This is a genomic window from Micromonospora sp. HUAS YX12 (assembly GCF_040215685.1).
In the GTDB taxonomy this organism is placed as follows: domain Bacteria; phylum Actinomycetota; class Actinomycetes; order Mycobacteriales; family Micromonosporaceae; genus Micromonospora; species Micromonospora tulbaghiae.
In genome coordinates, this window is the sequence record NZ_CP157974.1 from 409,870 (window position 1) to 434,554 (window position 24,685).

At 73.2% G+C, this 24,685-nt stretch carries 21 protein-coding genes; 10 read left to right on the forward strand and 11 right to left on the reverse strand.

Annotated features, from left to right (window positions below):
• Nucleotides 1-92: 92 nt before the first annotated feature.
• Entirely contained in the window at nt 93-1,724 is a 1,632-nt protein-coding gene (locus ABIH81_RS02035; RefSeq protein ID WP_349878753.1) for a hypothetical protein, read from the reverse strand.
• A 95-nt stretch (nt 1,725-1,819) separates the two neighbouring features.
• Here ABIH81_RS02035 and ABIH81_RS02040 point away from each other — a divergent pair, with 95 nt between their 5' ends.
• The 6 genes from ABIH81_RS02040 to hutH are packed head-to-tail and all read left to right on the forward strand — an operon-like array spanning nt 1,820 to nt 9,621.
• Nucleotides 1,820-2,665, forward strand: coding sequence for a MurR/RpiR family transcriptional regulator (locus tag ABIH81_RS02040; protein ID WP_349878754.1), 846 nt, complete (start codon nt 1,820-1,822; stop codon nt 2,663-2,665).
• Between the two features lie 12 nt (nt 2,666-2,677).
• Nucleotides 2,678-4,327, forward strand: coding sequence for a urocanate hydratase (gene hutU, locus ABIH81_RS02045; RefSeq protein ID WP_349878755.1), 1,650 nt, complete (start codon nt 2,678-2,680; stop codon nt 4,325-4,327).
• 11 nt (nt 4,328-4,338) lie between these two features.
• Nucleotides 4,339-5,559 carry an allantoate amidohydrolase gene (locus tag ABIH81_RS02050; protein WP_349878756.1) on the forward strand — a complete coding sequence of 407 codons (1,221 nt, stop codon included), beginning with the start codon at nt 4,339-4,341 and terminating at the stop codon, nt 5,557-5,559.
• Nucleotides 5,556-6,920 (forward strand): formimidoylglutamate deiminase, encoded by a 1,365-nt coding sequence (locus tag ABIH81_RS02055; protein WP_349881274.1) that lies wholly within the window; start codon nt 5,556-5,558, stop codon nt 6,918-6,920. Before ABIH81_RS02050 ends, ABIH81_RS02055 begins: the two co-directional genes overlap by 4 nt.
• The gene (gene hutI / locus ABIH81_RS02060) at nt 6,917-8,086 is read left to right on the forward strand and encodes an imidazolonepropionase (RefSeq protein WP_349878757.1); all 1,170 of its coding nucleotides are present in this window, start codon (nt 6,917-6,919) and stop codon (nt 8,084-8,086) included. The genes ABIH81_RS02055 and hutI overlap by 4 nt, the downstream gene beginning before the upstream one ends.
• Nucleotides 8,083-9,621: a histidine ammonia-lyase gene (gene hutH, locus ABIH81_RS02065; RefSeq protein ID WP_349878758.1), complete on the forward strand. Its 1,539-nt coding sequence runs from the start codon at nt 8,083-8,085 to the stop codon at nt 9,619-9,621. The genes hutI and hutH overlap by 4 nt, the downstream gene beginning before the upstream one ends.
• A gap of 2 nt (nt 9,622-9,623) precedes the next feature.
• Here the strand turns inward: hutH and rdgB are convergent, their stop codons facing one another.
• From rdgB to ABIH81_RS02110, 9 genes are all read right to left on the reverse strand, one after another.
• Nucleotides 9,624-10,241, reverse strand: a complete 618-nt coding sequence (gene rdgB / locus ABIH81_RS02070) for an RdgB/HAM1 family non-canonical purine NTP pyrophosphatase (RefSeq protein WP_349878759.1) — start codon at nt 10,239-10,241, stop codon at nt 9,624-9,626.
• Nucleotides 10,238-10,963 (reverse strand): ribonuclease PH, encoded by a 726-nt coding sequence (gene rph / locus ABIH81_RS02075; protein ID WP_349878760.1) that lies wholly within the window; start codon nt 10,961-10,963, stop codon nt 10,238-10,240. The genes rdgB and rph overlap by 4 nt, the downstream gene beginning before the upstream one ends.
• 73 nt (nt 10,964-11,036) lie before the next feature.
• Nucleotides 11,037-11,783 (reverse strand): MBL fold metallo-hydrolase, encoded by a 747-nt coding sequence (locus ABIH81_RS02080; RefSeq protein WP_349878761.1) that lies wholly within the window; start codon nt 11,781-11,783, stop codon nt 11,037-11,039.
• Between the two features lie 225 nt (nt 11,784-12,008).
• On the reverse strand, nt 12,009-12,974 hold the full coding sequence (locus ABIH81_RS02085; protein WP_349878762.1) for a cysteine synthase: 966 nt from the start codon (nt 12,972-12,974) through the stop codon (nt 12,009-12,011).
• 11 nt (nt 12,975-12,985) lie between these two features.
• Nucleotides 12,986-13,324, reverse strand: coding sequence for a MoaD family protein (locus ABIH81_RS02090; protein WP_349878763.1), 339 nt, complete (start codon nt 13,322-13,324; stop codon nt 12,986-12,988).
• A gap of 67 nt (nt 13,325-13,391) precedes the next feature.
• On the reverse strand, nt 13,392-13,880 hold the full coding sequence (locus ABIH81_RS02095) for a M67 family metallopeptidase (RefSeq protein ID WP_018786683.1): 489 nt from the start codon (nt 13,878-13,880) through the stop codon (nt 13,392-13,394).
• 55 nt (nt 13,881-13,935) lie between these two features.
• A complete protein-coding gene (locus ABIH81_RS02100) occupies nt 13,936-14,439 on the reverse strand; it encodes a DUF2017 domain-containing protein (protein ID WP_349878764.1) in 504 nt (167 codons plus the stop codon).
• Nucleotides 14,436-14,726: an ATP-dependent Clp protease adapter ClpS gene (gene clpS, locus ABIH81_RS02105; RefSeq protein WP_018786685.1), complete on the reverse strand. Its 291-nt coding sequence runs from the start codon at nt 14,724-14,726 to the stop codon at nt 14,436-14,438. Before clpS ends, ABIH81_RS02100 begins: the two co-directional genes overlap by 4 nt.
• Nucleotides 14,727-14,841: 115 nt before the next feature.
• Nucleotides 14,842-16,353: a hypothetical protein gene (locus tag ABIH81_RS02110; RefSeq protein WP_349878765.1), complete on the reverse strand. Its 1,512-nt coding sequence runs from the start codon at nt 16,351-16,353 to the stop codon at nt 14,842-14,844.
• Nucleotides 16,354-16,576: 223 nt separating this feature from the next.
• On the opposite strand from ABIH81_RS02110, the gene ABIH81_RS02115 reads away from it, so the two are divergent.
• Genes ABIH81_RS02115 through ABIH81_RS02130 form a run of 4 tightly spaced genes read left to right on the forward strand, consistent with a single transcriptional unit; the run spans nt 16,577 to nt 22,430 of the window.
• The gene (locus ABIH81_RS02115) at nt 16,577-19,249 is read left to right on the forward strand and encodes a LuxR C-terminal-related transcriptional regulator (RefSeq protein ID WP_349878766.1); all 2,673 of its coding nucleotides are present in this window, start codon (nt 16,577-16,579) and stop codon (nt 19,247-19,249) included.
• A 16-nt stretch (nt 19,250-19,265) separates the two neighbouring features.
• Nucleotides 19,266-20,552, forward strand: coding sequence for a nicotinate phosphoribosyltransferase (locus tag ABIH81_RS02120; protein WP_013284352.1), 1,287 nt, complete (start codon nt 19,266-19,268; stop codon nt 20,550-20,552).
• A 15-nt stretch (nt 20,553-20,567) separates the two neighbouring features.
• Nucleotides 20,568-21,149: an isochorismatase family protein gene (locus ABIH81_RS02125; protein ID WP_349878767.1), complete on the forward strand. Its 582-nt coding sequence runs from the start codon at nt 20,568-20,570 to the stop codon at nt 21,147-21,149.
• Nucleotides 21,150-21,188: 39 nt separating this feature from the next.
• Nucleotides 21,189-22,430 (forward strand): MFS transporter, encoded by a 1,242-nt coding sequence (locus ABIH81_RS02130; protein ID WP_349878768.1) that lies wholly within the window; start codon nt 21,189-21,191, stop codon nt 22,428-22,430.
• 443 nt (nt 22,431-22,873) lie between these two features.
• Here the strand turns inward: ABIH81_RS02130 and ctaD are convergent, their stop codons facing one another.
• Complete coding sequence (ctaD, locus tag ABIH81_RS02135; protein WP_349878769.1) at nt 22,874-24,631, reverse strand: cytochrome c oxidase subunit I; 1,758 nt, start codon at nt 24,629-24,631, stop codon at nt 22,874-22,876.
• Nucleotides 24,632-24,685 lie beyond the last annotated feature (54 nt).

The window sequence follows — 24,685 nt, forward strand, 5'->3', positions numbered from 1 at the left end:
CAATCTCCACGCCCGTGTATACTCGTCTCAGCATTGCAGGGGCCCCCGCCAATTGGCCGGGGCCCTCTTGCTTGGTCAGGTTGATTCTCAGGTCACCGGCGGGGCTCAAGGAGATCGACCACGCTCAGGCCGGTTTCGCCCCCTACCAACTTGAGGCCGACCTCAGCTCGCGCGGCCAGGTCAAGCGGAGTAAGGCCTTCCGCAAGCGCTGCGTACGTGATCCGATCCAGCCCGGCGCCTACCAGCGGAGCAGCAATGCGCAGGGCGGCCTTCAACGCCACCCCCTGGGTGGAGCCACCGTGCAGCACGATGTTGCGGGTCCGGTACAGACGACGTATGCCGATGCGGAAGATCGTTACTGCGGTTGCCAGTTCTCCCCTCGGGCTGGCGACAACCCGGCGCATCCGATGCACCGCCGCGATGTCCGCGTCGCGGCGGAACCGGTCGGCCAGGTGGAGTGACTTCCCGGCCGCCAGGGCTTCGGCCACCGCTGAGGCCCGATCACGGTTGGTCGTGCAACCTGTCAACTGCTCGGTGAGGGCATCAGGGGTCGAGGGTTGGTGTCTGTGCGCGAGGGCGGTCAACTCGGCGCGGGGCCACGAGCAGGCGATGATGGCTGCCAATCGATCTGCGGCGACCGCCTTGCCTGACCGCTGCTCTTCGGCCGGGTCGTCCGGGTGCGAGAGCAACGATTCCACTGCCGCCCACGCTCCGGCGACAGCCGGCCCGAGTACACCCCGGTTGACCGGCGCCGCAAGCTCCAGGGCGTCGTCGATCAGAGTTCGTTGCCCGTCTACCTGGTAGAGATGCCCTTCGTTGACCAGGGACAGGACATCCGCACCTCTGGCCGGGGTGACGAAAGGGATCGGGTCCGGATGCTGGTCGACCCACATCTGTGCGGCCGGGCGGATACCACCTCGGTTGCCGCGCATGAACGACGATCGAGCCACCATCCGCTCTACGAGTTCACGGGCCTGGCTCGCCGCACTGAACGGATCCCGCGCGGTCATCCGGTAGAGGAATCCGCCGCCGGCCCGGATACCACTGGTCGGATGGCCACGTTGCTTCAGCCAATCCACGACCTCCCGGCCGGAGAGCCACATCTCGTGCTTTTGTGCCTGCTCGCGCTCGGGAGCACTTTCCAGGACCACGAGAACGGTGAATTCATGCGGCGCGGCCCTGTCGAGAGCGACAGCACCCTGTAGGACTTCCTCGGCGCTCGCCCGCCGGTGCGCGAGTTGCCCGATCCAGGTGGCCAGGTAGCTCGCGTCGTAGCCGAGGTCGAGCAGATGCGCCGCGATGACACGGGCAAGCCGTTCCGGCTGGGGCCGGCGCCCCGCGGGCAGGGCGGCTGCCGAGGCCCAGCGATCCAGGTAGCCACCCCGGGCATGTTCGACAACTTCCCGCAGTCGGCGGTGAGCGGGGCTGGGATCCGGAAGCGGTTGCTTCAGCAACGACGTCAACTGGGCCCGCAGTTCTCTGTCCCCGAGACCGACGTCCGGCCCGATGGCTTTCAGAAGTTCGTGACGCTGCCAGTCGACCGCGGCCGCGGACAGAACGCGGTGCCGTGCCCACGAGCTTGCTTCCAGTAACTCCTCCAGAGCGAGCAACGAGCCGACATCCCACAGCCGACGCGGCCAGGGCAATCCCTCCAGGGTGAAGAAGTCGATGACTCGGGCACGGATATGGCTGTCGTAGGTATCTGCCGAGGCTTCGGGCGTCACGGGTGGCACCGTAAGGGCGCCCGTGACGCCCGCGCAGCCCCGGAACGGCTGATCGACGCTTGCGCTCTGAAAGTTTTCATGCATAGAGTCGCGGGGTGAATGAAGGCGGTGCGGCCTCCCCTGACCGCCTGCTCGACCTGTTCCACGGCGTACGGCTCACCCCGACCCAGCGCCGCATCGCCCACTGCCTGGTGCGGCACGCGGGCGCGGCGGCGTACCTGTCCGCCGCCGAGGTGGCCGAGCTGGCCGGCGTCAGCCAGCCGTCGGTGACCCGGTTCGCCATGGCGCTCGGGCACGACGGCTACCCCGCCCTGCGCCGCCGCCTGCGGGAACTCACAGGCACCGGGTCGGCCGGACCGGCCGCCGGGAACGCCCTGCAACGGGCGGTGCACGCCGAGCGGGACAATCTCGACCGGCTCGCCGCGCAGCTCGCCGACGCCGGCCGGGTCGCCGAGGTGGGGAAGCTGCTCGCGGCGAGCCGCCCGCTGCCGGTGCTCGGGCTGCGCGCCGCCGCGCCGCTCGCCGCGTACTTCGCGTACTTCGCCGCGAAGGTGCACCCGGACGTGCGGGTGCTCGACGACGGCGGCAGCATGCTGGCCGACCGCCTGGACCAGGCGGTCGCGGCCGGCGCGACGGCGATGCTCGCGTTCGTGCTGCCCCGCTACCCCCGGGAGACCCTGGAGGCGCTGCGCGAGGCCCGGGACGCCGGGCTGAGGGTCGTGGCGATCACCGACTCGCCGGTGAGCCCGGCCACCGAGCACGCCGAGGTGGTGCTGCCCGCCGCCGTCGGCGCCGATCTGGTCTTCGACCTGCACACCGCCCCGATGACGTTGGCCATGGTGGTGCTCCAGGCGATCTGCGACGCCGCACCGGCCGAGACCCAGAACCGGCTCGAGGCGTTCGAGTCGTCCGCCGCCCGCCGCCAGCTGTTCCTCGGCTGAGAGGAGTACGAGATGCACCAGCCCGTCCGCGCCGCCCGCGGCACCGCACGCACCGCGAAGGGGTGGCCGCAGGAGGCCGCCCTGCGGATGCTGATGAACAATCTCGACCCCGAGGTGGCCGAGCGCCCCGAGGACCTGGTGGTCTACGGCGGCACCGGCAAGGCGGCCCGGGACTGGCCGTCGTACCACGCGCTGGTGCGCACGCTGACCGACCTGCGCGACGACGAGACGATGCTGGTGCAGTCGGGCCGCCCGGTCGGGGTGATGCGCACCCACGAGTGGGCGCCGCGCGTGCTGCTGGCCAACTCCAACCTGGTCGGCGACTGGGCCACCTGGCCGGAGTTCCGCCGGCTGGAGTCACTGGGCCTGACCATGTACGGGCAGATGACCGCCGGTTCCTGGATCTACATCGGCACCCAGGGCATCCTCCAGGGCACGTACGAGACGTTCGCCGCGGTCGCCGCCAAGCGCTTCGAGGGCACGCTCGCCGGCACGTTGACGCTCACCGCCGGGTGCGGCGGGATGGGTGGGGCGCAGCCGCTCGCGGTCACCATGAACGGTGGCGCCTGCCTGATCGTGGACGTGGACCGGTCCCGGCTCCAGCGGCGGGCCCACGACCGCTACCTCGACGAGATCGCCGACTCGCTGGACGACGCGGTCGAGCGGGCGCTCGCCGCGAAGCGGGACCGGCGGGCGCTCAGCGTCGGGGTGGTGGGCAACGCCGCCACCGTCTTCCCCGAGCTGCTGCGCCGGGGCGTGGCCATCGACATCGTGACCGACCAGACCAGCGCGCACGACCCGCTGTCGTACCTGCCGGAGGGCGTGGACCCGGCCGACGCGCGGGACTACGCGGCGGCGAAGCCGGCCGAGTTCACCGACCGGGCGCGAGCGTCGATGGCGAAGCACGTGGAGGCGATGGTCGGCTTCCTGGACGCGGGCGCGGAGGTCTTCGACTACGGCAACTCGATCCGGGGCGAGGCCAGGCTCGGCGGGTACGAGCGGGCGTTCGACTTCCCCGGGTTCGTGCCCGCGTACATCCGGCCGCTGTTCTGTGAGGGCAAGGGCCCGTTCCGCTGGGCCGCGCTCTCCGGCGACCCGAAGGACATCGCCGCCACCGACCGGGCCATCCTCGACCTGTTCCCGGAGAACGAGTCCCTCGCCCGGTGGATCCGGATGGCGGGCGAGCGGGTGGCGTTCCAGGGTCTGCCGGCGCGGATCTGCTGGCTCGGCTACGGCGAGCGCGACCGCGCCGGGGTGCGGTTCAACGAGATGGTGGCCTCCGGCGAGCTGAGCGCCCCGGTGGTGATCGGCCGGGACCACCTGGACTGCGGCAGCGTGGCCAGCCCCTACCGGGAGACCGAGGCGATGGCCGACGGCTCCGACGCGATCGCGGACTGGCCGCTGCTGAACGCACTCGTCAACACCGCGAGCGGCGCGTCCTGGGTGTCCATCCACCACGGCGGCGGCGTCGGGATCGGCCGGTCCATCCACGCCGGCCAGGTCTGCGTGGCCGACGGCAGCGAGCTGGCCGGGCAGAAGATCGAGCGGGTGCTCACCAACGACCCGGCGATGGGCGTGATCCGGCACGTCGACGCCGGCTACGACGACGCCCGCGAGGTCGCCGCCCGCACCGGCGTCCGCGTCCCGATGACCGAAGGTTAAGGAAGGTCCCCTTGTTAACGCATTCGGTAGAGGAAGGGCCCCTTCCTAACAGGTTCCGGGAGCTGTGGGACGAGATCGCGCCGATCGGGCGCGACGCCGGCAGCGGCGGCTACCTGCGCTACGCGCTCACCGAGCCGGAGCGCACGCTGCGCGCCTGGTTCCGGGAGCAGGCCGACCGGCGGGGCATGCCGGTGTCCGAGGACGGCAACGGCAACCTGTTCGCCTGGTGGGGCGACCCGGCGGCCGGCGACGCGGTGCTGACCGGCAGCCACTTCGACTCGGTGCCGCATGGCGGCGCGTACGACGGTCCGCTCGGCATCGTCAGCGCGTTCCTCGCCGTAGACGAGCTGCGGGCCGCGGGCGTCACCCCGGACCGCCCGGTGGTGGTGGCCGCGTTCGTGGAGGAGGAGGGCGCGCGGTTCGGCGTACCGTGCCTGGGGTCGAGGCTGCTCACCGGCGAGATCGACATCGACCGCGCGGCCGGGCTGCGCGACCAGGCCGGGACGACCTTCGCGCAGGCGCTGGGCGAGCGGCCGGCGGGCCCCGACCCGGCGCTGCTCGGCCGCTTCGCGGCCTTCGTCGAGCTGCACGTCGAGCAGGGCCGCGCGCTCGTCGACCGGGACGCGCCGGTCGCGGTGGCCTCAGCGATCTGGCCGCACGGCCGGTGGCGGTTCGACTTCACCGGCGAGGGCAACCACGCGGGTACGACCCGGATGGCCGACCGCCGCGACCCGATGCTCACCTACGCGTTCACGGTGCTGGCGGCGAACAAGGAGGCCCGGCTGCGCGACGCGCACGCCACAGTGGGCCGGGTGTCGGTCGAGCCGAACGCGACGAACGCGATCCCGTCCCGGGTCACCGGCTGGCTGGACGCGCGGGCGGCCGAGGCGGAGACGCTGTACGGTCTGGTCGAGGCGGTACGCACCAAGGCCGCCGACCGGGCCGGCCGCGACGGGACCGTGCTGACCTGCACGCAGGAGTCGGCGACCCCGCTCGTCGCGTTCGACAGCGGGCTGGCCGGCCGGCTGGCCGCGCTGCTCGGCGCGCCGGTGCTGCCCACGGGTGCCGGGCACGACGCGGGCGTGCTGGCGGCGCACCTGCCCACCGCGATGCTGTTCGTGCGCAACCCGACCGGGGTGTCGCACTCCCCCGCCGAGGCGGCCACCGACGCCGACTGCGCCGCCGGGGTGGCCGCCCTGGCCCGGGTGCTGGAGGAGCTGGCATGCCGCTGACCCGCTGGCTGGCCGAGTACGCCTGGCTGCCCGATCGCGCCGAGCCCACCCGGGACGTGCTGATCGAGGCGACCGACGGGCGGCTCACCGCGGTCACCCCGCTGACCGTGGACGGTCCGCCGACCGCCGGGGTCGAGGTGCTCGCCGACGCGGTCCGGCTGCCCGGGCTGACGCTGCCCGGCCTGGCCAACGCCCACTCGCACGCGTTCCACCGGGCGCTGCGCGGGCGCACCCACGACGGGCGCGGCGACTTCTGGTCCTGGCGCAGCCTGATGTACGCCGTCGCGATCCGGCTCGACCCGGACTCCTACCTGGCGCTGGCCCGCGCCGTGTACGCGGAGATGGCGCTGGCCGGGATCACCTGCGTGGGCGAGTTCCACTACCTGCACCACGGTCCGGGCGGCACACCGTACGACGACCCGAACGCCATGTCCGCCGCGCTCGTGGAGGCCGCCGCGCACGCCGGGATCCGGCTCACGCTGCTGGACACCGCGTACCTGGCCGGGGGCGTGGACGGCGCGCCGCTGGCCGGGCCGCAGCGCCGGTTCGGCGACGGCGACGCGCTCCGCTGGGCGGAGCGGGTGGACGCGTTCCGCCCGTCCGACGACCACGTCCGGCTCGGCGCGGCCATCCACTCGGTGCGCGCGGTCCCGGCCGGGCAGCTCGCCACGGTGGCCGGCTGGGCCGACCGCAACGGACTGCCGCTGCATGTGCACCTGTCCGAGCAGCCGGCCGAGAACGACGCCTGCCGGGCCGTGCACGGGTGCACCCCGACGCGCCTGCTGGCCGACCACGGCGTGCTCGGCCCGCACACCACAGCCGTGCACGCCACCCACCCGACCGCCGCCGACGTGGCGCTGCTCGGCGACAGCCGTACCCGGGTCTGCGTCTGCCCCACCACCGAACGCGACCTGGCCGACGGGGTCGGCCCGGTACGCCGGATGGCCGACGCGGGCAGCCCGCTGAGCCTGGGCAGCGACAGTCACGCCGTGGTGGACCTGTTCGAGGAGGCCCGCGCGCTGGAGATGGACGAGCGACTGCGTACCCGCAGGCGGGGGCACTTCAAGCCGGCCGAGCTGCTCACCGCCGCCACCGTCGGCGGGCACGCCGCGCTGGGCTGGGGTGACGCCGGCCGGCTCGCCGTCGGGCAGCGGGCCGACCTGGTCACGGTACGGCTCGACAGCGCACGCACCGCCGGGGTGCCGCCGGTCGGCGCGTTCTTCGCCGCCACCGCCGCGGACGTGACGAGCGTCGTGGTGGACGGCCGGCCCGTGGTGGACGGCGGCCGGCACCTGACCGTGGACGTCCCCACCGAGCTGCGGGACGCGATCGCGGCGGTGACGGCGAAGGAGGACTCGTGACGCGCGGCAGCCTGCTCGTCGACCACATCGGCGAGCTGGTCACCAACGACGGCCGCGACGGTGACCCGCTGGGTGTCCGCCGCGACGCCGCCCTGCTCGTCTCCGACGGCGAGGTGGCCTGGACCGGTCCGGCCCGGCACGCGCCGGCCGCCGACCGGCGGATCGACGCCGGCGGCGCCGCGGTGCTGCCCGGCTTCGTGGACAGCCACGCCCACCTGGTCTTCGCCGGGGACCGGGCGGCCGAGTTCGCCGCCCGGATGGCCGGCGAGCGGTACACCGGCGGCGGCATCCGCACCACAGTGGGCGCCACCCGCGCCGCCTCCGACGACGCGTTGCGCGCCACAGTGGGCCGGCTGCGCGCGGAGATGCTGCGGCAGGGCACCACCACCGTCGAGATCAAGAGCGGGTACGGCCTCACCGTCGCCGACGAGGCCCGCTCGCTGCGGATCGCCGCCGAGTTCACCGACGACACCACGTTCCTCGGCGCGCACGTGGTCCCGGCCGAGTACGCCGACCGCCCGGACGACTACGTGGGCCTGATCTGCGGGCCGATGCTGGCGGCCGCCGCGCCGTACGCCCGCTGGATCGACGTGTTCTGCGAGCGCGGGGCGTTCGACGCCGACCACGCGCGGGCGATCCTCGCCTGCGGCCAGGCCGCCGGTCTGGGCCTGCGGCTGCACGCCAACCAGCTCGGCCCCGGGCCGGGCGTGCGGCTCGGCGTGGAGCTGGGCGCGGCCAGCGTCGACCACTGCACCCACCTGGCCGACGCCGACATCGACGCGCTGGCCGGTTCGGAGACGGTCGCCACGCTGCTGCCCGGCGCCGAGTTCTCCACCCGGTCGCCGTACCCGGACGCCCGCCGGCTGCTCGACGCGGGCGTCACGGTCGCGCTGGCCACCGACTGCAACCCCGGCTCGTCGTACACGTCGTCGATGCCGTTCTGCGTCGCGCTCGCCGTACGCGAGATGCGGATGACCCCGGCGGAGGCGGTGTGGGCCGCGACCGCCGGTGGGGCGGCGGCGCTGCGCCGCACCGACGTGGGCCGGCTGACCCCCGGGTCGCGGGCCGACCTGATCATCCTCGACGCCCCGTCCCACCTGCACCTGGCCTACCGGCCGGGGGTGCCACTGATCCGCCGGGTCCTGCACAACGGAGTACCGCGATGACCACAGTGACCATCCTGTCCACCGGCGTCACCGCCGCCGACGTGCTCGCGGTGGCCCGCGGCACCGCCAAGGTCGTGCTCGATCCGGCCGCCACCGAGGCGATGGCGACCTCCCGGTCCATCGTGGACGGCATCGAGGCGGCCGGCCGGCCGGTGTACGGCGTCTCCACCGGCTTCGGCGCGCTGGCGAACACGTTCGTCGCCCCGGAGCGCCGGGCCGAGCTTCAGCACGCGCTGATCCGCTCGCACGCCGCCGGGGTGGGCGCGCCGATGCCACGCGAGGTGGTACGCGCCATGATGCTGCTGCGGGTCCGCTCGCTGGCGCTCGGCCGCTCCGGGGTCCGCCCGCTGGTCGCCGAGGCGCTCGTGGACCTGCTCAACCACGAGGTGACCCCGTGGGTGCCCGAGCACGGCTCGCTCGGCGCGTCCGGTGACCTGGCGCCGCTGGCGCACTGCGCGCTGGTGCTGCTCGGTGAGGGCTGGGTGCTCGGCCCGGCCGGGGAGCGCATCCCGGCCGCCGACGCGCTGCACCAGGCCGGGTTGAAGCCGGTGTCGCTCGCCGCCAAGGAGGGGCTGGCGCTGATCAACGGCACCGACGGCATGCTCGGCATGCTGCTGCTCGCCGTCTCCGACGCCCGGCACCTGTTCGCCATGGCGGACGTGACGGCGGCGCTGGCCATCGAGGCGATGCTCGGCTCGGAGCGGCCGTTCCTGCCCGAGCTGCACGCGATCCGGCCGCATCCCGGTCAGGCCGCGTCGGCGGCGAACATCCACCGGCTGTTGCAGGGCTCGGCGGTGATGGACTCGCACCGCGACGACCTGGCGCACGCGGTGCAGGACGCGTACTCGATGCGCTGCGCGCCGCAGGTGGCCGGCGCGGCCCGGGACACGCTCGACTTCGTCGAGGTGGTGGCCGGCCGGGAGCTGCTGTCGGTGGTGGACAACCCGGTGGTGCTGCCGGACGGGCGGGTCGAGTCGACCGGCAACTTCCACGGCGCGCCGCTCGGCTTCGCCGCCGACTACCTGGCCATCGCCGCCGCCGAGGTGGGCGCGATCGCCGAGCGGCGGGTGGACCGGCTGCTGGACGTCACCCGGTCCCGGGAACTGCCCGCGTTCCTGTCCCCCGACGCCGGGGTGAACTCCGGCCTGATGATCGCCCAGTACACCGCCGCCGGGATCGTGGCGGAGAACCGCCGGCTCGCCGCGCCCGCCTCGGTCGACTCGTTGCCGACCAGCGGCATGCAGGAGGACCACGTCTCGATGGGCTGGGCGGCCACCAAGAAGCTGCGCACGGTGCTGGACAACCTGACCAGCCTGCTCGCGGTGGAGCTGCTGGCGGCCGTACGCGGGCTCCAGCTCCGCGCGCCGCTGACGCCGTCACCGGCCGGGCGGGCGGCGCTCGACGCGCTCGGCGGCACCATCGGCGAGCCGGGACCGGACGTGTTCCTCGCGCCGCTGATGGAGGCCGCGAGCGAGGTGGTACGCGGCCCGGAGCTGCGCGCGGCGATCGAGCGGGAGATCGGCCCGCTCGGCTGATCTCAGGCGGCGGGCGGGAGCACCTTCGCGACCAGCTTGGCCAGCTCCCGCAGCGCCTTGCCGCGGTGGCTGACCGCGTCCTTCTCCTGGGGAGTCAGCTCCGCGTTGGTGCGCTCCTGCCCGTCGCCCAGGAAGATCGGGTCGTAGCCGAAGCCGCCGTCGCCGCGCGGGGCGCGCAGCAGCCGGCCGGACTGACGGCCGTCGACCAGGTGCTCCTTGCCACCCGGCAGCACCAGCGCGACGGTGCAGACGAACGCAGCGCCCCGGTGCTCGTCCGGCACGTCGGCGACCTGGTCCAGCACGAGCTGGAGGTTGGCCCGGTCGTCGCCGTGCCGGCCGGACCAGCGGGCACTGAACACACCCGGCATGCCGTTGAGGGCGTCCACCGCCAGCCCGGAGTCGTCGGCGATGGTCGGCAGGCCGGTGCGCCGGCAGCCCTCCCGCGCCTTGATCAGCGCATTCTCGCCGAACGTGAGGCCGGTCTCCGGCAGCTCCGGGTACTCCTCGACGTCGTCGAGCCCGAGCAGCGCGATCCGGTGCGCGCCGAGCGCGCCGTCCAGGATCCGCTGGAGTTCGATCAGCTTCTTGCGGTTCCGGGTGGCGAGCAGGACCTTGTTCACGAGAGCGCCTTCCGCTGCGCGTCGGCCAGTTCCAGACAGCCCGCCACGCCCAGGTCGAGCAGCGCGTCGAGCTGGTCGCGGGCGAAGACGCCCGCCTCACCGGTGCCCTGCACCTCGACGAAGTCGCCGGTGCCGGTGCAGACCACGTTCATGTCCACCTCGGCGGTGACGTCCTCGGCGTAGCAGAGGTCGAGCATCGGCTCGCCGCCGATCACCCCGACGCTCACCGCGGCCACCGAGCGGTGCATCACCTTCTCCACCTTGCCGGCCAGCGCCTTGCGCTCGGCCAGCCAGGTCACCGCGTCGTGCAGCGCGACGTACGCGCCGGTGATCGCGGCGGTACGGGTACCGCCGTCGGCCTGGAGCACGTCGCAGTCCAGCACGATCGAGTTCTCGCCGAGCGCCTTGAGATCGACGCAGGCGCGCAGGCTGCGGCCGATCAGCCGGGAGATCTCGTGGGTCCGGCCGCCGACCTTGCCGCGGACGCTCTCCCGGTCCGAGCGGGTGTTCGTGGCCCGGGGCAGCATCGCGTACTCGGCGGTCACCCAGCCCAGCCCGGAACCCTTGCGCCAGCGGGGCACGCCCTCGGTGACGCTCGCCGTGCAGAGGACCCGGGTCGCACCGAACTCGACGAGCACCGCGCCCTCCGGGTGGGTGCTCCAGCCCCGGGTCAGGGTCACCGGTCGGAGTTGGTCGGGCCGCCGCCCGTCAGGTCGCGCCATGCCTGCACCCTATGCGGTGCGGTGATCGCACCGCCCGCGGGTGCCCGCCGACACGACCCGGCCGCCGCCGGGCTCAGACCTCGTAGCAGGCGCCGGGCCGGACCACGTCCAGCGGTCCGGCGTACGCCCCGGCCGCCGCCTCCACGGTCTGCGACTCGCTGCCCCAGGCCGGTACGAGGTGGGTGAGCAGGAGCCGTCCCACACCCGCCTTGGTGGCCGCCTCGCCGGCCTCCCGGCCGGTCAGGTGCAGATCCGGCGGGTTCTCCACGCCGTCCATGTAGCTCGCCTCGCAGAGGAACACGTCGGCGCCCTGGGCCAGGCGCAGCAGCGCCTCGCAGGGCGCGGTGTCGGCGGAGTAGCAGAACACCCGGCCGCCGTGCTCCAGCCGCACCCCGTACGTCTCGACCGGGTGGTTCATCCGGTCGACGGTGACGGTGAACGGGCCGATCGGGAACGTGCCCGGCTGGAGGCCGTAGAACTGGTAGACGTCCTCCACCGAGCCCTCCTCCTGCCCGTACGCGGTGGCCAGCCGGTCGGGCGCGCCGGAGGGGGCGTACATCGGCAGGGGCGGGTATGGGCCGTCCGGCGCGTACCGCCGTACCACCACGTAGGAAACGGCGTCGAACATGTGGTCACAGTGCAGGTGGGTGAGGAGGATGGCGTCAGGGGCGTGCAGCCCGACGTAGCGCTGGAGCGTGGAGAGCGAGCCCACGCCGAAGTCGATCAGAAGCCGGAAGCCCTCGGCTTCCATGAGATAGGCCGAACAGGGGGATTCGGGCCCCGGGAAGCTGCCCGCGCAGCCGAGGACGGTCAGTCTCATCCGGTGGCCTCGATCTCACGATGAGTAGTCGATGCGCCGGCGGCGGCACCGCCGATGATCTCTACCGACGCGCTCGCCACGCTGCGCAGCCTACGCGTCGCCCCGGTCGGGCAAGAATCATCTGCCGGAAGTTGTCATCAACGTGACACCCATACACGTCCGCTCCGGACGAGACCGGCGGTCCGGCCGGCGGGCACGCCACCGACCGGACCGGCCATCGGTCCGTCAGGCCCAGAGCTGACCCTCCAGGGACTCCTCCGCGTCGGCGAGGGTGCCGCCGTACGCGCCGGTCGACAGGTACTTCCAGCCGCCGTCGCAGACCACGAACGCCACGTCCGCGCGGCGGCCGTCGCGGACCGCCTCGTGCGCCACCGCGAGCGCGGCGTGCAGGATGGCGCCGGTGGAGAACCCGGCGAAGATGCCCTCCACCTCGACGAGCTGCCGGGTACGCAGCACCGCGTCCCGGGTGCCCACGGAGAAGCGGCGGGACAGCACCCCGGCGTCGTACAGCTCGGGCACGTAACCCTCGTCGATGTTGCGCAGACCGTAGACCAGCTCGCCGTAGCGCGGCTCGGCCGCCACGATCTGGATGCCCTCGACCTTCTCCCGCAGGTAGCGCCCGGTGCCCATGAGCGTGCCGGTGGTGCCCAGCCCGGCCACGAAGTGGGTGATGCCCGGCAGGTCCTGGAGCAGCTCCGGCCCGGTCGTCTCGTAGTGCGCCCGGGCGTTCGCCTCGTTGCCGTACTGGTAGAGCATCACCCAGTCCGGGTGCTCCGCGGAGATCTGCTTCGCGGTCGCGACGGCCTGGTTCGAGCCGCCCGCGGCCGGCGAGAAGATGATCTCCGCGCCGTACATGCGGAGCAGTTGCACCCGCTCGGTGGAGACGTTCTCCGGCATCACGCAGACCAGCCGGTAGCCGCGCAGCTTCGCCACCATGGCCAGCGAGATGCCGGTGTTGCCGCTCGTCGGCTCCAGGATGGTGTCGCCCGGACGCAGCCGGCCGGACTCCTCGGCCGCGCGGACCATGAACAGGGCCGCGCGGTCCTTGATGCTGCCGGTCGGGTTCCGGTCCTCCAGCTTGGCCCAGAGCCGCACCGGCGGCGCCCCGGCCGGGACCGTCGGCGAGAGCCGGGGCAACCCGACCAGCGGCGTGCCGCCGCAGGCGTCGAGGAGACTGTCGTACCGCGCCATCGCGGGCCCCCTCAGCGGGCGGCGCGCGTGGAGACCGCGTGCGAGGCGATCGCCGCGGCGGCCGCGAAGCCGAACGCGCCACCGGCGACGGCCGGCAGGATGGTCACGCTGTCGCCGTCGTTGAGCTTGGCGTCGAGCGCGCCGAGGAAGCGGACGTCCTCGTCGTTGACGTAGACGTTGACGAACCGGTGCAGCGCGCCCGCGTCGGTGAGCAGGCGGGCCTTCAGGCCGCCGTGCCGGGAGTCCAGGTCGGCGATCAGGTCGGCGAGCGTGTCGCCGCTGCCCTCGACGACCTTCGCGCCGCCGGTGTAGCTGCGCAGGATGGTGGGGATGCGAACCTCGATGGCCATGGTGTCTCGTGCTCCTCGTTCGGGATCGTGCCAGGTGACGGGAAAAGGAAGGTGCCGGCGCTGAAGGTCAGCGGCCGGAACACTCGTAGTCGACCGTCGCCGGGCTCTGCCCGAACATGTAGGACTGGACGGCGTTCGGGTCCACGGCGGCATCCACGATCTCCACCGGTTCCTCGGTGACCACGCCGTCGACGATCCGGAAGGAGCGGATCTCCTCGGTGTCGGGCTCGCGGGTCGAGACGAGCAGGTAGTGCGCGCCCGGCTCGCCGGCGAAGGAGACGTCCGTACGCGACGGGTAGGCCTCCGTCGCGGTGTGCGAGTGGTAGATGACGACCGGCTCTTCGTCGCGGTCGTCCATCTCGCGCCACACCCGCAACTGCTCCATCGAGTCGAACTCGTAGAACGTCATGGAGCGGGCGGCGTTGTCCATCGGGATGTGCCGGGCCGGGGTGTCGCTGCCGACGGGACCGGCGACCACGCCGCACGCCTCGTCCGGGTGGTCCCGACGCGCGTGGGCGACGATCGCGTCGATGATCGACCGGTCGATGCTCAGCACGCCGCCAAGCCTAGCGCCTGGCCCTCCCGGGCGGCGAGGTGGCAACCGTCACCACTCAGTCGATCAGGGCGTTGAGCAGGGACTCCTGGAGATATCCGAGATAGGCGTAGACCGACAGTTGGAACACCCGGGACGAACCCGGGTCCGCGGCCACCGCGTCGTCGAGCTCCTCGCCCAGGTCGGTGCCGTCCTTGATCTCCAGGCGTACGCCCATCGCCAGCCGGGCGTCGTTCAGCGCCCGCAGCCACGCCTCGGCCGCCTCCGCGTCCAGCCGCACCTCGCCGCCGGCGTCCCCGTCCGGCAGCGCGGCGAGGACGGCGCCCGCCTGGTCGATCTTGCCGGTCTTCAGGTCGCCCTCGGTGTAGCGGCGGAACTCGGCGGTGCCGGCCTCGTCGTCCGGGTAGACGTCGGGGAAGAGCCGCCCGACCACCGGGTCGCCGTGGTCGAAACCGTCGGTCAGCAGGCCGACCACCTCGTTGGCGACCTTGCGCAGCACCCGGACCTCGTCGACCGCGAACGTGGCCACGTAGTGGTCGCCCCGGCGGCGGAACATGCTCATGAGCGGTCCACCGTCGCCCAGAGGCCGTACGCGTGCAGTTGCGCCGCGTCGTGCTCCATCCGCTCCCGGGCGCCGCTGGAGACCACGGCCTTGCCCTTGTGGTGCACGTCCAGCATGAGCCGCTCCGCCTTCTCCCGGCTGTACCCGAAGAGCTTCTGGAAAACCCAGGTCACATACGTCATCAGGTTGACCGGATCGTCCCAGACGATGGTCACCCATGGCCGGTCGGAGACCGGCACCTCTTCGGTGTCCGGCGTCTCGACCGGCGCAACCTGTGGAGCCGCCATGCCCCCCATCGTGCCACCGGATCCGGGGAACCGATGAACCGGAACGGTGTGCGGGTCGTCGTCATCCGCCCGGGCCGCGTACGCGAGCCCGGGTCGCCGTGTGCCGGCGGCGTGGTCAGGCAAGCAGGATGCCGTGGTCGACCGCATCGGCGAGCACCGCGCCCAGCGAGAGACGGATCACCTCGAAGCGGCGGGACACCTCGCGGGACAGTTCGAGTTCGACCTCGCGCAGTGCGCGCTGGGCCCACGAGCGTGCGGCGTTCGGGTCGTCGTTGCCGGGTGCCCGCCAGTGCTGCCAGCAGCCGCCGTTGAGGGCGACGCCGACCGGCGGGAGCACCTCGTCGCGCTGCGCGCCGGGCAGCCCGGCCAGCGCGTCCAGGGCGCCGGCGCCGGTCAGCCCGGCGACCCCGGCCGTGCTGGTCACCAGGAGCACCCGGTCCAGCTCGGGGGCGTCCGGGTGGTCGGCCAGGCCCCAGCGCACCGCGTGGGTGATCCGCCGGCGTACGCCCTCGGTCAGCGGCGCGCCGAAGACCCGGGCGGCGGCCTCGTCGACCAGACCCCGCACCGCCTCGTCGCACTGGGCGGTGGCGAGCAGCGACAGCGCCTCCAGCTCGCGGTCGAGCATCTGCGGCAGGCCGGCACAGCCGACCCCGAAGACGATCTCCTGCACCACCCGCAGATGGATGTTGGCCAGCTCCAGGGCGAGGTGTTGGCGGATCCGGCGGGCGCAGGCGCGGGCCTGACGGTCGATCCGGTCGGCCAGCTCACCCGGCTCGACGCCGGCGAGCACCGGCACCCGGCCGTGCGCGCCGGCCGGCACCGGCGGGTGGGCGCTGCCGCGACGCAGCACCTCGTCGGCGGCCCAGCCGACGAGCGCGCGGCGCAGCTGTGGCAGCTCGGCGCGGCGGGCCGGGAACCATCGGGCCGGGGTGAGCGCGGGAACCGCGGCCAGCAGCGCCGCGCGGTGCGCCTCGATGGAGACCGACACCGGGTCGAGCCGGCGGGCGGGCCCGGTCCGGCCGGACGCCGCCGGGTCCTGGGCCCGCACGCCGTCGCCCGGCGCGGCCGGGCCGGTCACGCCGGGCGTGACGGCGAAGAAGACCTCGACCCGGGTACGCGCCACCTCGGCGAGCAGGTGCAGCTCGGCCGCGCTGAACGCCTGGTCGGCGGAGATCACGAAGAGCAGCGCGCCGGCCCGGCCGACGGCGTCGCGCAGCACCCGGCCGCCGGCCACGCCGAGCGTGCCGGTGTCCGGCGTGTCGACCACCGCGAAGTGCCGCAGCAGCGGATCGGGCAGGCTCAGTTCGACCCGGCGCGGCGGCCGGGCCAGCGCCGGGCCGGCGGCGAGCGGGTCGGCGCCGTAGGCGTGCGGCTGGCGGTAGCCCGGGACGTACGCGGCGCGGGTCGCGGTGGCGGCGTGCTGGACCAGCAGGTTGCTTCCCGGCGGCACGGCGAGCGTCGCGGCCTCGATCCCGAGCAGGCCGGCGATCAGCTCGCGCCGGTTCGCGCCGGCCGGACCGGCGACGACCACAGCCATCGGCTCGTCCGGCCCGGGCGTGGTCACCCCGAGCCGGGTCGGCAGCGGGGCGCATCCGGGTGGCTCGGCCTGCCGGCCTGGGTCGGGCACGTCGACCGAAGGGAGCGGACCTGGCGTCATCAGGTGGGCCTCCCGGTCGGGCGACCGGGGTACCGGTCGCGGATTTTCCCTGCTTGCAGGGACTGCCGGAAGAGTACGGGTGTCGGCCATCCGACAACCAACACATCCGGTACTCACCGGTAATGAACAGATTACTCAACTTCACTGCGTGACGGTGCGCACGCGGACGGAAAACGGTCGATATGCTGCATCGATGAGCAGGTGGGAGTTCGTCGGCCGTACTGATGAACTCAACCGTCTGAAGTCGGCGGTCGGCGGCCCGGAGGGGCGCGGGCTGCTCTTCAGCGGCGACGCCGGGGTCGGCAAGAGCCGGCTGCTGCGCGAGGGGGTGGCCGCGCTCTCCCCCGAGCGGTACGCGATCTGGTCCATCGCGGCCAGCGCCACCACTGCCGCGTTGCCGTTCGGCGGGCTGGTCCAGGTGCTGCCCGCCTCGCAGCCGCAGGGCCTGTCCCCCGCCGGGATCCTGCGCTGGGCCGTGGACGTGCTCCAGGAACAGGCCGCCGGCCGGCCCATCGTGCTGGCCATCGACGACGCGCATCTGCTCGACCCGCCCTCGGCGGCGCTCGTGCACCTGGTCGCCCGCTCCGAGAACGCGTACGTCATCGGGACGCTGCGCAACGGCGAGCAGATCCCGCTGCCGATCCGCGCACTCTGGACCGACGACCTGGCCGACCTGGTCGAGCTGGGCCCGCTGTGCCGCAGTGAGACCACCGGACTGCTCGCCGCCATCCTGGGCGGCCCGGTCGACGCCGGCTCCTCGGACCGGCTGTTCCAGCTCTCCGCCGGCAACCCGCTGCTGCTGCGGGAGCTGGTGCTGGCCGCCGACGACGAGCTGAACCGCAGGTACGGGATCTGGACCTGGACCGGCCGGCTGGAGCTTGCGCCCAGCCTCACCGAACTGATCGACACCCGGATCGGCCAGCTCACCCCCGGCGTCCGGGCGGTCGTCGAGCTGGTCGCCTTCGGCGAACCGCTGGGCCTGCAACTGCTGGAACGCGCGGTCGACCCGGCCGACGTGGAGACGGCCGAGGAACGCGGGCTCATCACGCTGGTCCACGACGACCGGCGGCTCAACGTCCGCCTGGCGCACCCGCTCTACGGCGAGGTGATGCGCCGGCACTGCCCGGTCAGCCGCACCCGCCGGCTCCAGGCCACCCTGGCCGGCCTGCTGGAACAGGTCGGCAAGCGCCGCCGGGAGGACCTGCTGCGCGTCGCGGTGTGGCGGCTCGACTCGGGTACGGCGCAGGACGTGGCCCTGCTGCTCGAAGCGGCGGTGCAGGCGTTCGGCCGGTACGACGTGCCACTGGCCACCCGGCTGGCCCGGGCCGCGCTGGAGGCCGGCGGCGGCACGGACGCGGCGGAGCTGCTCGCCACCATCCTGATGTTCGGCGACCGGCCGGACGAGGCGCTCGGCGTGCTCGACCAGGTCGCCGGTGAGATCCACGACGACCGGCGGCGCAGCCGGTGGCTGACCGTCCGGGGCATGGTCAGCTACTGGGGGCTCAACCGCGAGTCCACGGTGGAGGAGATCGCCGCGCGCGGCGAGGAGCTGCGCGACCCCGCCCACCGGGCCCGGGTACGCGCGTTCGAGGCCATCATGCGGCTGCACCGGCTCGACGTCGACGTCGCGGTACGGCTGGCCCAGGAGGTGCTGGACCGGCCCGCCGCCCCGATGGCCGCCCGGGAGCTGGCCCGCTGCACGCTCGCCCACCTGCAAGCCGCGCAGGGGCAATACCAGCTCAGTGCCAACGCGATCGCCCGGGTGCAGGCCGAGGCGGCGTGCTGGCGGGCCGACATGCCCTACCTCCAGCTCGCCATGGAACTGGCCCGGGGCACCCGGCTGACGCTCTCCGGCGACCTGCCCGGCATCGACGCGATCGTCGCCGACGAGTTCGCCGACCTGGCCGGGGCCGGCGACTTCCGGCTCGGCACCGGCTACCTGGCCATCCTCCAGGCGTACGCGGCACGGCTGCGCGGGCGCGGCGACGACGCGCTGCGGACCAGCCTGGAGGCGTGCGCGGTGCTCGCCACCAGCCGGGTGTACGCGGGCCTCGCGCACGCCGAGCGCGCCCAGGCCGCCGCGCTGCGCGGAGACGCGACGCACGCGGCCGAGGCGATGGCCGAGGCGGACCGGACGCACGCGCCCGGCATGGCCGTGCTCTACCCGTGGCTGGAGCAGGCCCGGGGCGCGGTCCAGGCCGCGACGGGTGACCTGCCGGCGGCCACCAAGCACCTGTGCGCGCTCGCCGACCGGCTGCGCGAGGACGGCCTGGCCGGGCACGAACTGCTCGTCCTGCTCGACCTGGTCCGGCTGGACCAGGCCGCCGCGCCGGTCGGCCCGACCTGCACCGACGGTGGCCGGCGCACGGTGGCGCAACGCCTGGCCGAACTCTCCGAGCAGGTCGACGGCGTGCTGCCGCCGCTGGTCGCCCGGTTCGCCCGGGCCGCCGTCGACGGCTCCCCGGACGCGCTGCTCGCCGTCGCCGACGGCTTCGCCGACCGGGAGCTGACCGTGTACGCGGCCGAGGCGACCGCCCTGGCCCTGCACCGGACGCGACACGTCCGGGGCGGCGCCACCGGGCCGATCCGGGAACGCCTCGCCGATCTGCTGCGCCGCTGCGACGAGATCTCCACCCCGGCGCTGCGCCTGCTGCGCCCGACGCTCAGCGAGCGGGAGTGGGAGATCGCCCGCCTCGCCGCCGACGGCGTGACCAGCCGTGCCATCGCCGAGCGGCTGTTCCTGTCCACGCGCACGGTGGAGAACCACCTCCAGCGCGTCTACAGCAAGCTCGGCGTCGCCGGGCGCGGCGAGTTGCGGGCCGCACTGCGGTCGATGCCGGGGCACGACGGCACGAACCCGGGCTGAACTCTAGGCTGGGGCGGTGAGCACCCTTCGCCCCGCGCTGCTGACCGACCACTACGAGCTGACCATGGTCAGCGCGGCCCTGCGTGACGGCACGGCCGACCGACGCTGCGTCTTCGAGGTGTTCAGCCGGCGGCTGCCCGCCGGGCGCCGGTACGGCGTGGTCGCCGGGACCGGCCGGCTGATCGAGATGATCCGCGACTTCCGGTTCGACCCGGCGGAGATCGACTTCCTGCGCCGTACCGGAGTGGTGGACGACCGGGCCGCGCAGTGGCTGGCCGACTACCGGTTCACCGGCGACATCGACGGCTACGCCGAGGGTGAGCTGTTCTTCCCCGGCTCCCCGATCCTCACCGTGTCGGGCACGTTCGCCGAGTGCGTGGTGCTGGAGACGCTGGTGCTGTCAGTGCTCAACCACGACTGCGCGATCGCCGCCGCGGCCGCCCGGATGGTCACCGCGGCCCGGGGCCGGGCACTGATCGAGATGGGCTCCCGCCGCGCGCACGAGGAGGCCGCCGTCGCGGCGGCGCGGGCCGCGTACCTGGCCGGGTTCCGGTTCACCTCCAACCTGGCCGCCGGGCAGCGCTACGGCATCCCCACCGCGGGCACCGCCGCGCACGCCTTCACGCTGCTGCACGACGACGAGCGGGCCGCGTTCGCCTCCCAGGTCGCCACGCTGGGCAAGGACACCACGCTGCTCGTCGACACGTACGACATCGCCCAGGGCATCCGCAACGCCATCGCGGTGGCCGGGCCGGAACTGCGGGCGGTCCGGATCGACTCCGGCGACCTCGCGGTGATCGCCCAGCAGTCCCGCGAGCTGCTCGACTCGCTCGGCGCCACCGAGACGAAGATCATCGTCTCCGGCGACCTCGACGAGTACGCCATCGCCGCCCTCGCCGCCGAGCCGGTGGACATGTACGGCGCCGGCACCGCCGTGGTGACCGGCTCCGGGGCGCCCACCGCCGGCCTCGTCTACAAGCTGGTCGAGGTGGAGGGGCGACCCGTGGTCAAGCGCTCCGAGCACAAGGCCACCATCGGCGGCCGGAAGGTCGCGGTCCGCCGGCACAAGCCGACCGGCACCGCCACCGAGGAGGTCATCGTGCCGCAGGGCGTGCCGGACCGGCAGCCCAACGACCGGTTGCTCCAGCACTCGTACGTGGTGTCGGGCGAGCCGGAGACGCTGCCCACGCTGGAGGAGTCCCGGGACCACCTGCGCCAGTGCCTGATCTCCATCCCGTGGGAGGGGCTCAAGCTCTCCGCCGGGGATCCGGCCGTACCGGTGACCGTCGTACCCGCGAGCTGAAGAGGAACCCGTCAGATGGCGAACGCCCTGATCATCGTGGACGTGCAGAACGACTTCTGCGAGGGCGGCTCCCTCGCGGTCGGTGGCGGAGCCGGCGTGGCCGCCGGCATCTCCCGGCTGCTCGCCGCCGAACCGGACCGGTGGGACCACGTGGTCGCGACGAAGGACTACCACGTCGACCCGGGCGCGCACTTCGGCGACCCGCCGGACTACGTCGACTCCTGGCCCCGGCACTGCGTGGTCGGCACCTCCGGTTCCGAGTTCCACCCCGAGCTGGCGACCGGCCGGGTGGAGGTGATCTTCCACAAGGGCGAGCACGCGGCCGCGTACTCCGGTTTCGAGGGGCACGCCCCCGACGGCGAGTGCCTGGCCGACTGGCTGCGCCGGCACGACGTGGACCGGGTCGACGTGGTCGGCATCGCCACCGACCACTGCGTGCGCGCGACCGCCCTGGACGCCGCCCGGGAGGGCTTCCGGACCACCGTGCTGCTCGACCTGACCGCCGCTGTCGCGCCGGACACGCTCGACGTGGCGCTGCGGGCGCTCGACGGCGCCGGGGTGACAACGGTGGGCGAGCCTGTGATCAGGACCGCTTGACCGGGTAATCGCTTGCGGGTGTCGTACCCCGGCCCCAGGATGGCGCCGGAGGTACGGTCCGTCGTGAATCTGAAGCCTTACCGGGAAGCGCTCGCGCTGCCCGGTCTCCGATCGTTGCTGCTGGTGTCGGTGCTGGCCCGTGTGCCGCTGACCGCCACCGGGGTGACGCTCACCTTCTACGTGGTGCTCGACCTGGGCCGCGGCTACGGCGCCGCCGGCCTGGTCGGCGCCGCGTCCACGATCGGCGCGGCGGTCGGCGCCCCGCTGCTCGGGCGGCTCATCGACCGCCGGGGGCTGCGGCCGGTGCTGGTGCTCACCACCGTCGCCGAGGCGCTGTTCTGGTCCGCCGCGCCCACACTGCCGTACCCGGTGCTGCTCCCGGCCGCGTTCCTCGCCGGGCTGCTCGCCCTGCCGATCTTCTCGATGGTCCGGCAGTCGATCGCCGCGCTCGTGCCGGTCGAGAAGCGCCGCCCCGCGTACGCGCTGGACTCGATGGCGGTGGAGTTGTCGTTCATGGTCGGCCCGGCGCTCGCCGTGGCCCTGGCCACCGCCGTCACGCCGCGCCTGACGCTCTGGGCGGTCGGCGCCGGGATCGTCGCCGCCGGCATCTGCTTCTGGCTGCTCAACCCGCCGATCCGGGCCGCCGACGAGCCGGCCGGTCCGCCGCGCCCGGTGCACCGCCGCGAGTGGCTCACCCCGCGCCTGCTCGCCGTACTGGCGGTCAGCCTCGCCGCCACGCTGGTGCTCGGCGGCACCGACGTCGCGGTGGTAGCCGTGCTCCGCTCCGGTGGCGAGGTCGGCTGGACCGGCGCCGTGCTGGCCGCCTGGGCGGTCGCCTCGCTGGTAGGCGGATTCGCCTACGGCGCCGTACGCCGCTCGTTCTCCCCGCTGGCACTGATGGCCGCGCTGAGCCTCACCACCATCCCGGTCGGGCTGGGCGGGTCGCACTGGTGGCTGCTCTGTCTCGCGCTGATCCCGGCCGGTGCGCTCTGCGCGCCCACCATCGCGTCCACCTCCGACGCGGTCAGCCGGTTGGCCCCGCCCTCCGTCCGGGGCCTGGCCATGGGCCTGCACGGCTCCGCGGTGACGGTGGGCATCGCGCTCGGCGCGCCGCTGGCCGGCGCGGTGATCGACGCCAGCGCGCCCGTGTGGGGCTTCGTGGTCACGGGCGCGATCGGCGCGCTGGTGGCGCTGGCGGTGCTCCCGATCGAGCTGCGCCGCCGCCGCACCCCGGTCCCCACCCCGACTCCGGAACCAGAGCTGGCCCCCGCGCCCCTGTAGCCCTCCGCCCCCGCCTCCGCCCTGGCCTCCGCTCTCCCGCTCTCCCGCCAGTTGACCAAGGAGTTCACGTCCTCACCAGCGGCGCAAACCGCCCCAAACCCCTTGATCACCCGACCTGGCGCGGCACGCGGGCCGCCCCTCGGGCGTGATCAAGGAGTTTGTGTCCAGGCTGGGCCGGTGAACCGCCACAAACTCCTTGATCACGGGCTGCAGCGTCCGGCGCCGGACTCACCCGGCCCGGCCCCACCCCGCCCGACCGGACTGGTCCGGCGATCATGAAGTTAGCGGGGATGAATCGGACGCCGATCGCCGCTAACTTCATGATCGACGCAGAAGGAGCGCAGGGAGCGCCGGAGTGCGGGAGCGGGAAAGGAGCGGGAAAGGGGCGGGCGCCGCGCCCCGGCAAGGGGTGCGGCGCCCGTCTCGACGTAGCGGCGCGGTAACTAGCGCTGGTCGAGGTTGCCTGCGGTGTCCTCCTGGTAGCTGGCGCCACCGTTGACCTCGCTGGTCAGCGGCTTGGCACCACCCTCGGGCGGACCGGCCAGGCTCTGCCCGGCGGCCAGCTCGGGGAACTTCGCGTCGAACGCCGGCCGCTCGGAGCGGATGCGCGGCATCCGGTCGAAGTTGCGCAGCGGCGGCGGGGAGCTGGTGGCCCACTCGAGCGAGTTGCCGTGGCCCCACGGGTCGTCGACCTCGACGACCGGGCCGGTCTTGTACGACTTCCAGCAGTTCCAGATGAACGGCAGCGTCGAGATACCGGTGATGAACGCGCCGATCGTGGAGATCGTGTTCAGCGTGGTGAAGCCGTCGGCGGCCTGGTAGTCGGCGTACCGGCGCGGCATGCCCTCGTTGCCCAGCCAGTGCTGCACCAGGAACGTGGTGTGGAAACCGATCATGGTCAGCCAGAAGTGGATCTTGCCGAGCCGCTCGTCGAGCATCCGGCCGAACATCTTGGGGAACCAGAAGTAGATGCCGGCGAACACGGCGAACACGATGGTGCCGAAGAGCACGTAGTGGAAGTGCGCCACCACGAAGTACGAGTCGTGCAGGTGGAAGTCGAGCGGCGGGCTGGCCAGCAGCACACCGGTGAGACCACCGAAGAGGAAGGTCACCAGGAAGCCGATCGAGAACAGCATCGGCGTCTCGAAGGTGATCTGGCCCCGCCACATGGTGCCGATCCAGTTGAAGAACTTCATACCGGTGGGCACCGCGATCAGGTAGCTCAGGAAGCTGAAGAACGGCAGCAGCACCTGGCCGGTGGCGAACATGTGGTGCGCCCAGACGCTCATCGACAGGGCCGCGATGGCGATGGTGGCGGCCACCAGGCCCTTGTAGCCGAAGATCGGCTTCCGGGAGAACACCGGGATGATCTCGCTGATGATGCCGAAGAACGGCAGCGCGATGATGTACACCTCGGGGTGACCGAAGAACCAGAACAGGTGCTGCCACAGCATCGGCCCGCCGGTCGCCGGGTCGTACACGTGGGCGCCCATCAGGCGGTCCGCGGCGAGCGCGAACAGCGCGGCGGCCAGCAGCGGGAAGACCAGGATCGCCAGCAGGCTGGTGACCAGCATGTTCCAGGTGAAGATCGGCATCCGGAACATCGTCATGCCGGGCGCGCGCAGGGTCAGGATCGTGGTGATCAGGTTGACCGCGCCGAGGATCGTGCCCAGACCGGAGATGGCCAGGCCGACGACCCACATGTTCGCGCCGACGCCCGGGGCGTGCTCGGCGGTGCTCAGCGGGGTGTACGCGGTCCAGCCGAAGTCGGCCGCGCCGCCCGGGGCGATGAAGCCCGCGGTGGCGAGCGTGCCGCCGAACAGGTACAGCCAGTAGGCGAACGCGTTGAGGCGGGGGAACGACACGTCCGGCGCGCCGATCTGCAGCGGCACCACGTAGTTCGCGAAGGCGAACACGATCGGCGTCGCGAAGAACAGCAGCATGATCGTGCCGTGCATCGTGAAGAGCTGGTTGTACTGCTCGGGCGAAAGGAACTGCAGGCCCGGTCGCGCGAGTTCGGCGCGCATGATCAGGGCCATCAGGCCACCGATCATGAAGAACACGAACGCGGTGACCATGTACATGATCCCGATCTGCTTCGCGTCCGTGGTGCGCAGCAGCCGCGCGATGGCCGACCCCTTGACCGGCTCGCGGACCGGCCAGGGCCGGGTCACGACCGGCTTGGGTGCGACGGTGGTCACGAGTGGCCTCCGGTTCTGGTTGTCCCGCTCGGCGCGCTGGTCATCGGCGCAGCC

What these genes read in the sequence shown, in the direction of transcription:
- clpS (WP_018786685.1), bottom strand. Translation starts at nt 14,726, where the DNA reads ATGGCGGCTCCACAGGTTGCGCCGGTCGAGACGCCGGACACCGAAGAG.
- hutH (WP_349878758.1), top strand. Translation starts at nt 8,083, where the DNA reads ATGACCACAGTGACCATCCTGTCCACCGGCGTCACCGCCGCCGACGTG.
- ABIH81_RS02100 (WP_349878764.1), bottom strand. Translation starts at nt 14,439, where the DNA reads ATGAGCATGTTCCGCCGCCGGGGCGACCACTACGTGGCCACGTTCGCG.
- ABIH81_RS02115 (WP_349878766.1), top strand. Translation starts at nt 16,577, where the DNA reads ATGAGCAGGTGGGAGTTCGTCGGCCGTACTGATGAACTCAACCGTCTG.
- ABIH81_RS02090 (WP_349878763.1), bottom strand. Translation starts at nt 13,324, where the DNA reads ATGGCCATCGAGGTTCGCATCCCCACCATCCTGCGCAGCTACACCGGC.
- ABIH81_RS02080 (WP_349878761.1), bottom strand. Translation starts at nt 11,783, where the DNA reads ATGAGACTGACCGTCCTCGGCTGCGCGGGCAGCTTCCCGGGGCCCGAA.
- hutU (WP_349878755.1), top strand. Translation starts at nt 2,678, where the DNA reads ATGCACCAGCCCGTCCGCGCCGCCCGCGGCACCGCACGCACCGCGAAG.
- ABIH81_RS02085 (WP_349878762.1), bottom strand. Translation starts at nt 12,974, where the DNA reads ATGGCGCGGTACGACAGTCTCCTCGACGCCTGCGGCGGCACGCCGCTG.
- ABIH81_RS02125 (WP_349878767.1), top strand. Translation starts at nt 20,568, where the DNA reads ATGGCGAACGCCCTGATCATCGTGGACGTGCAGAACGACTTCTGCGAG.
- rph (WP_349878760.1), bottom strand. Translation starts at nt 10,963, where the DNA reads ATGGCGCGACCTGACGGGCGGCGGCCCGACCAACTCCGACCGGTGACC.
- ABIH81_RS02130 (WP_349878768.1), top strand. Translation starts at nt 21,189, where the DNA reads ATGGCGCCGGAGGTACGGTCCGTCGTGAATCTGAAGCCTTACCGGGAA.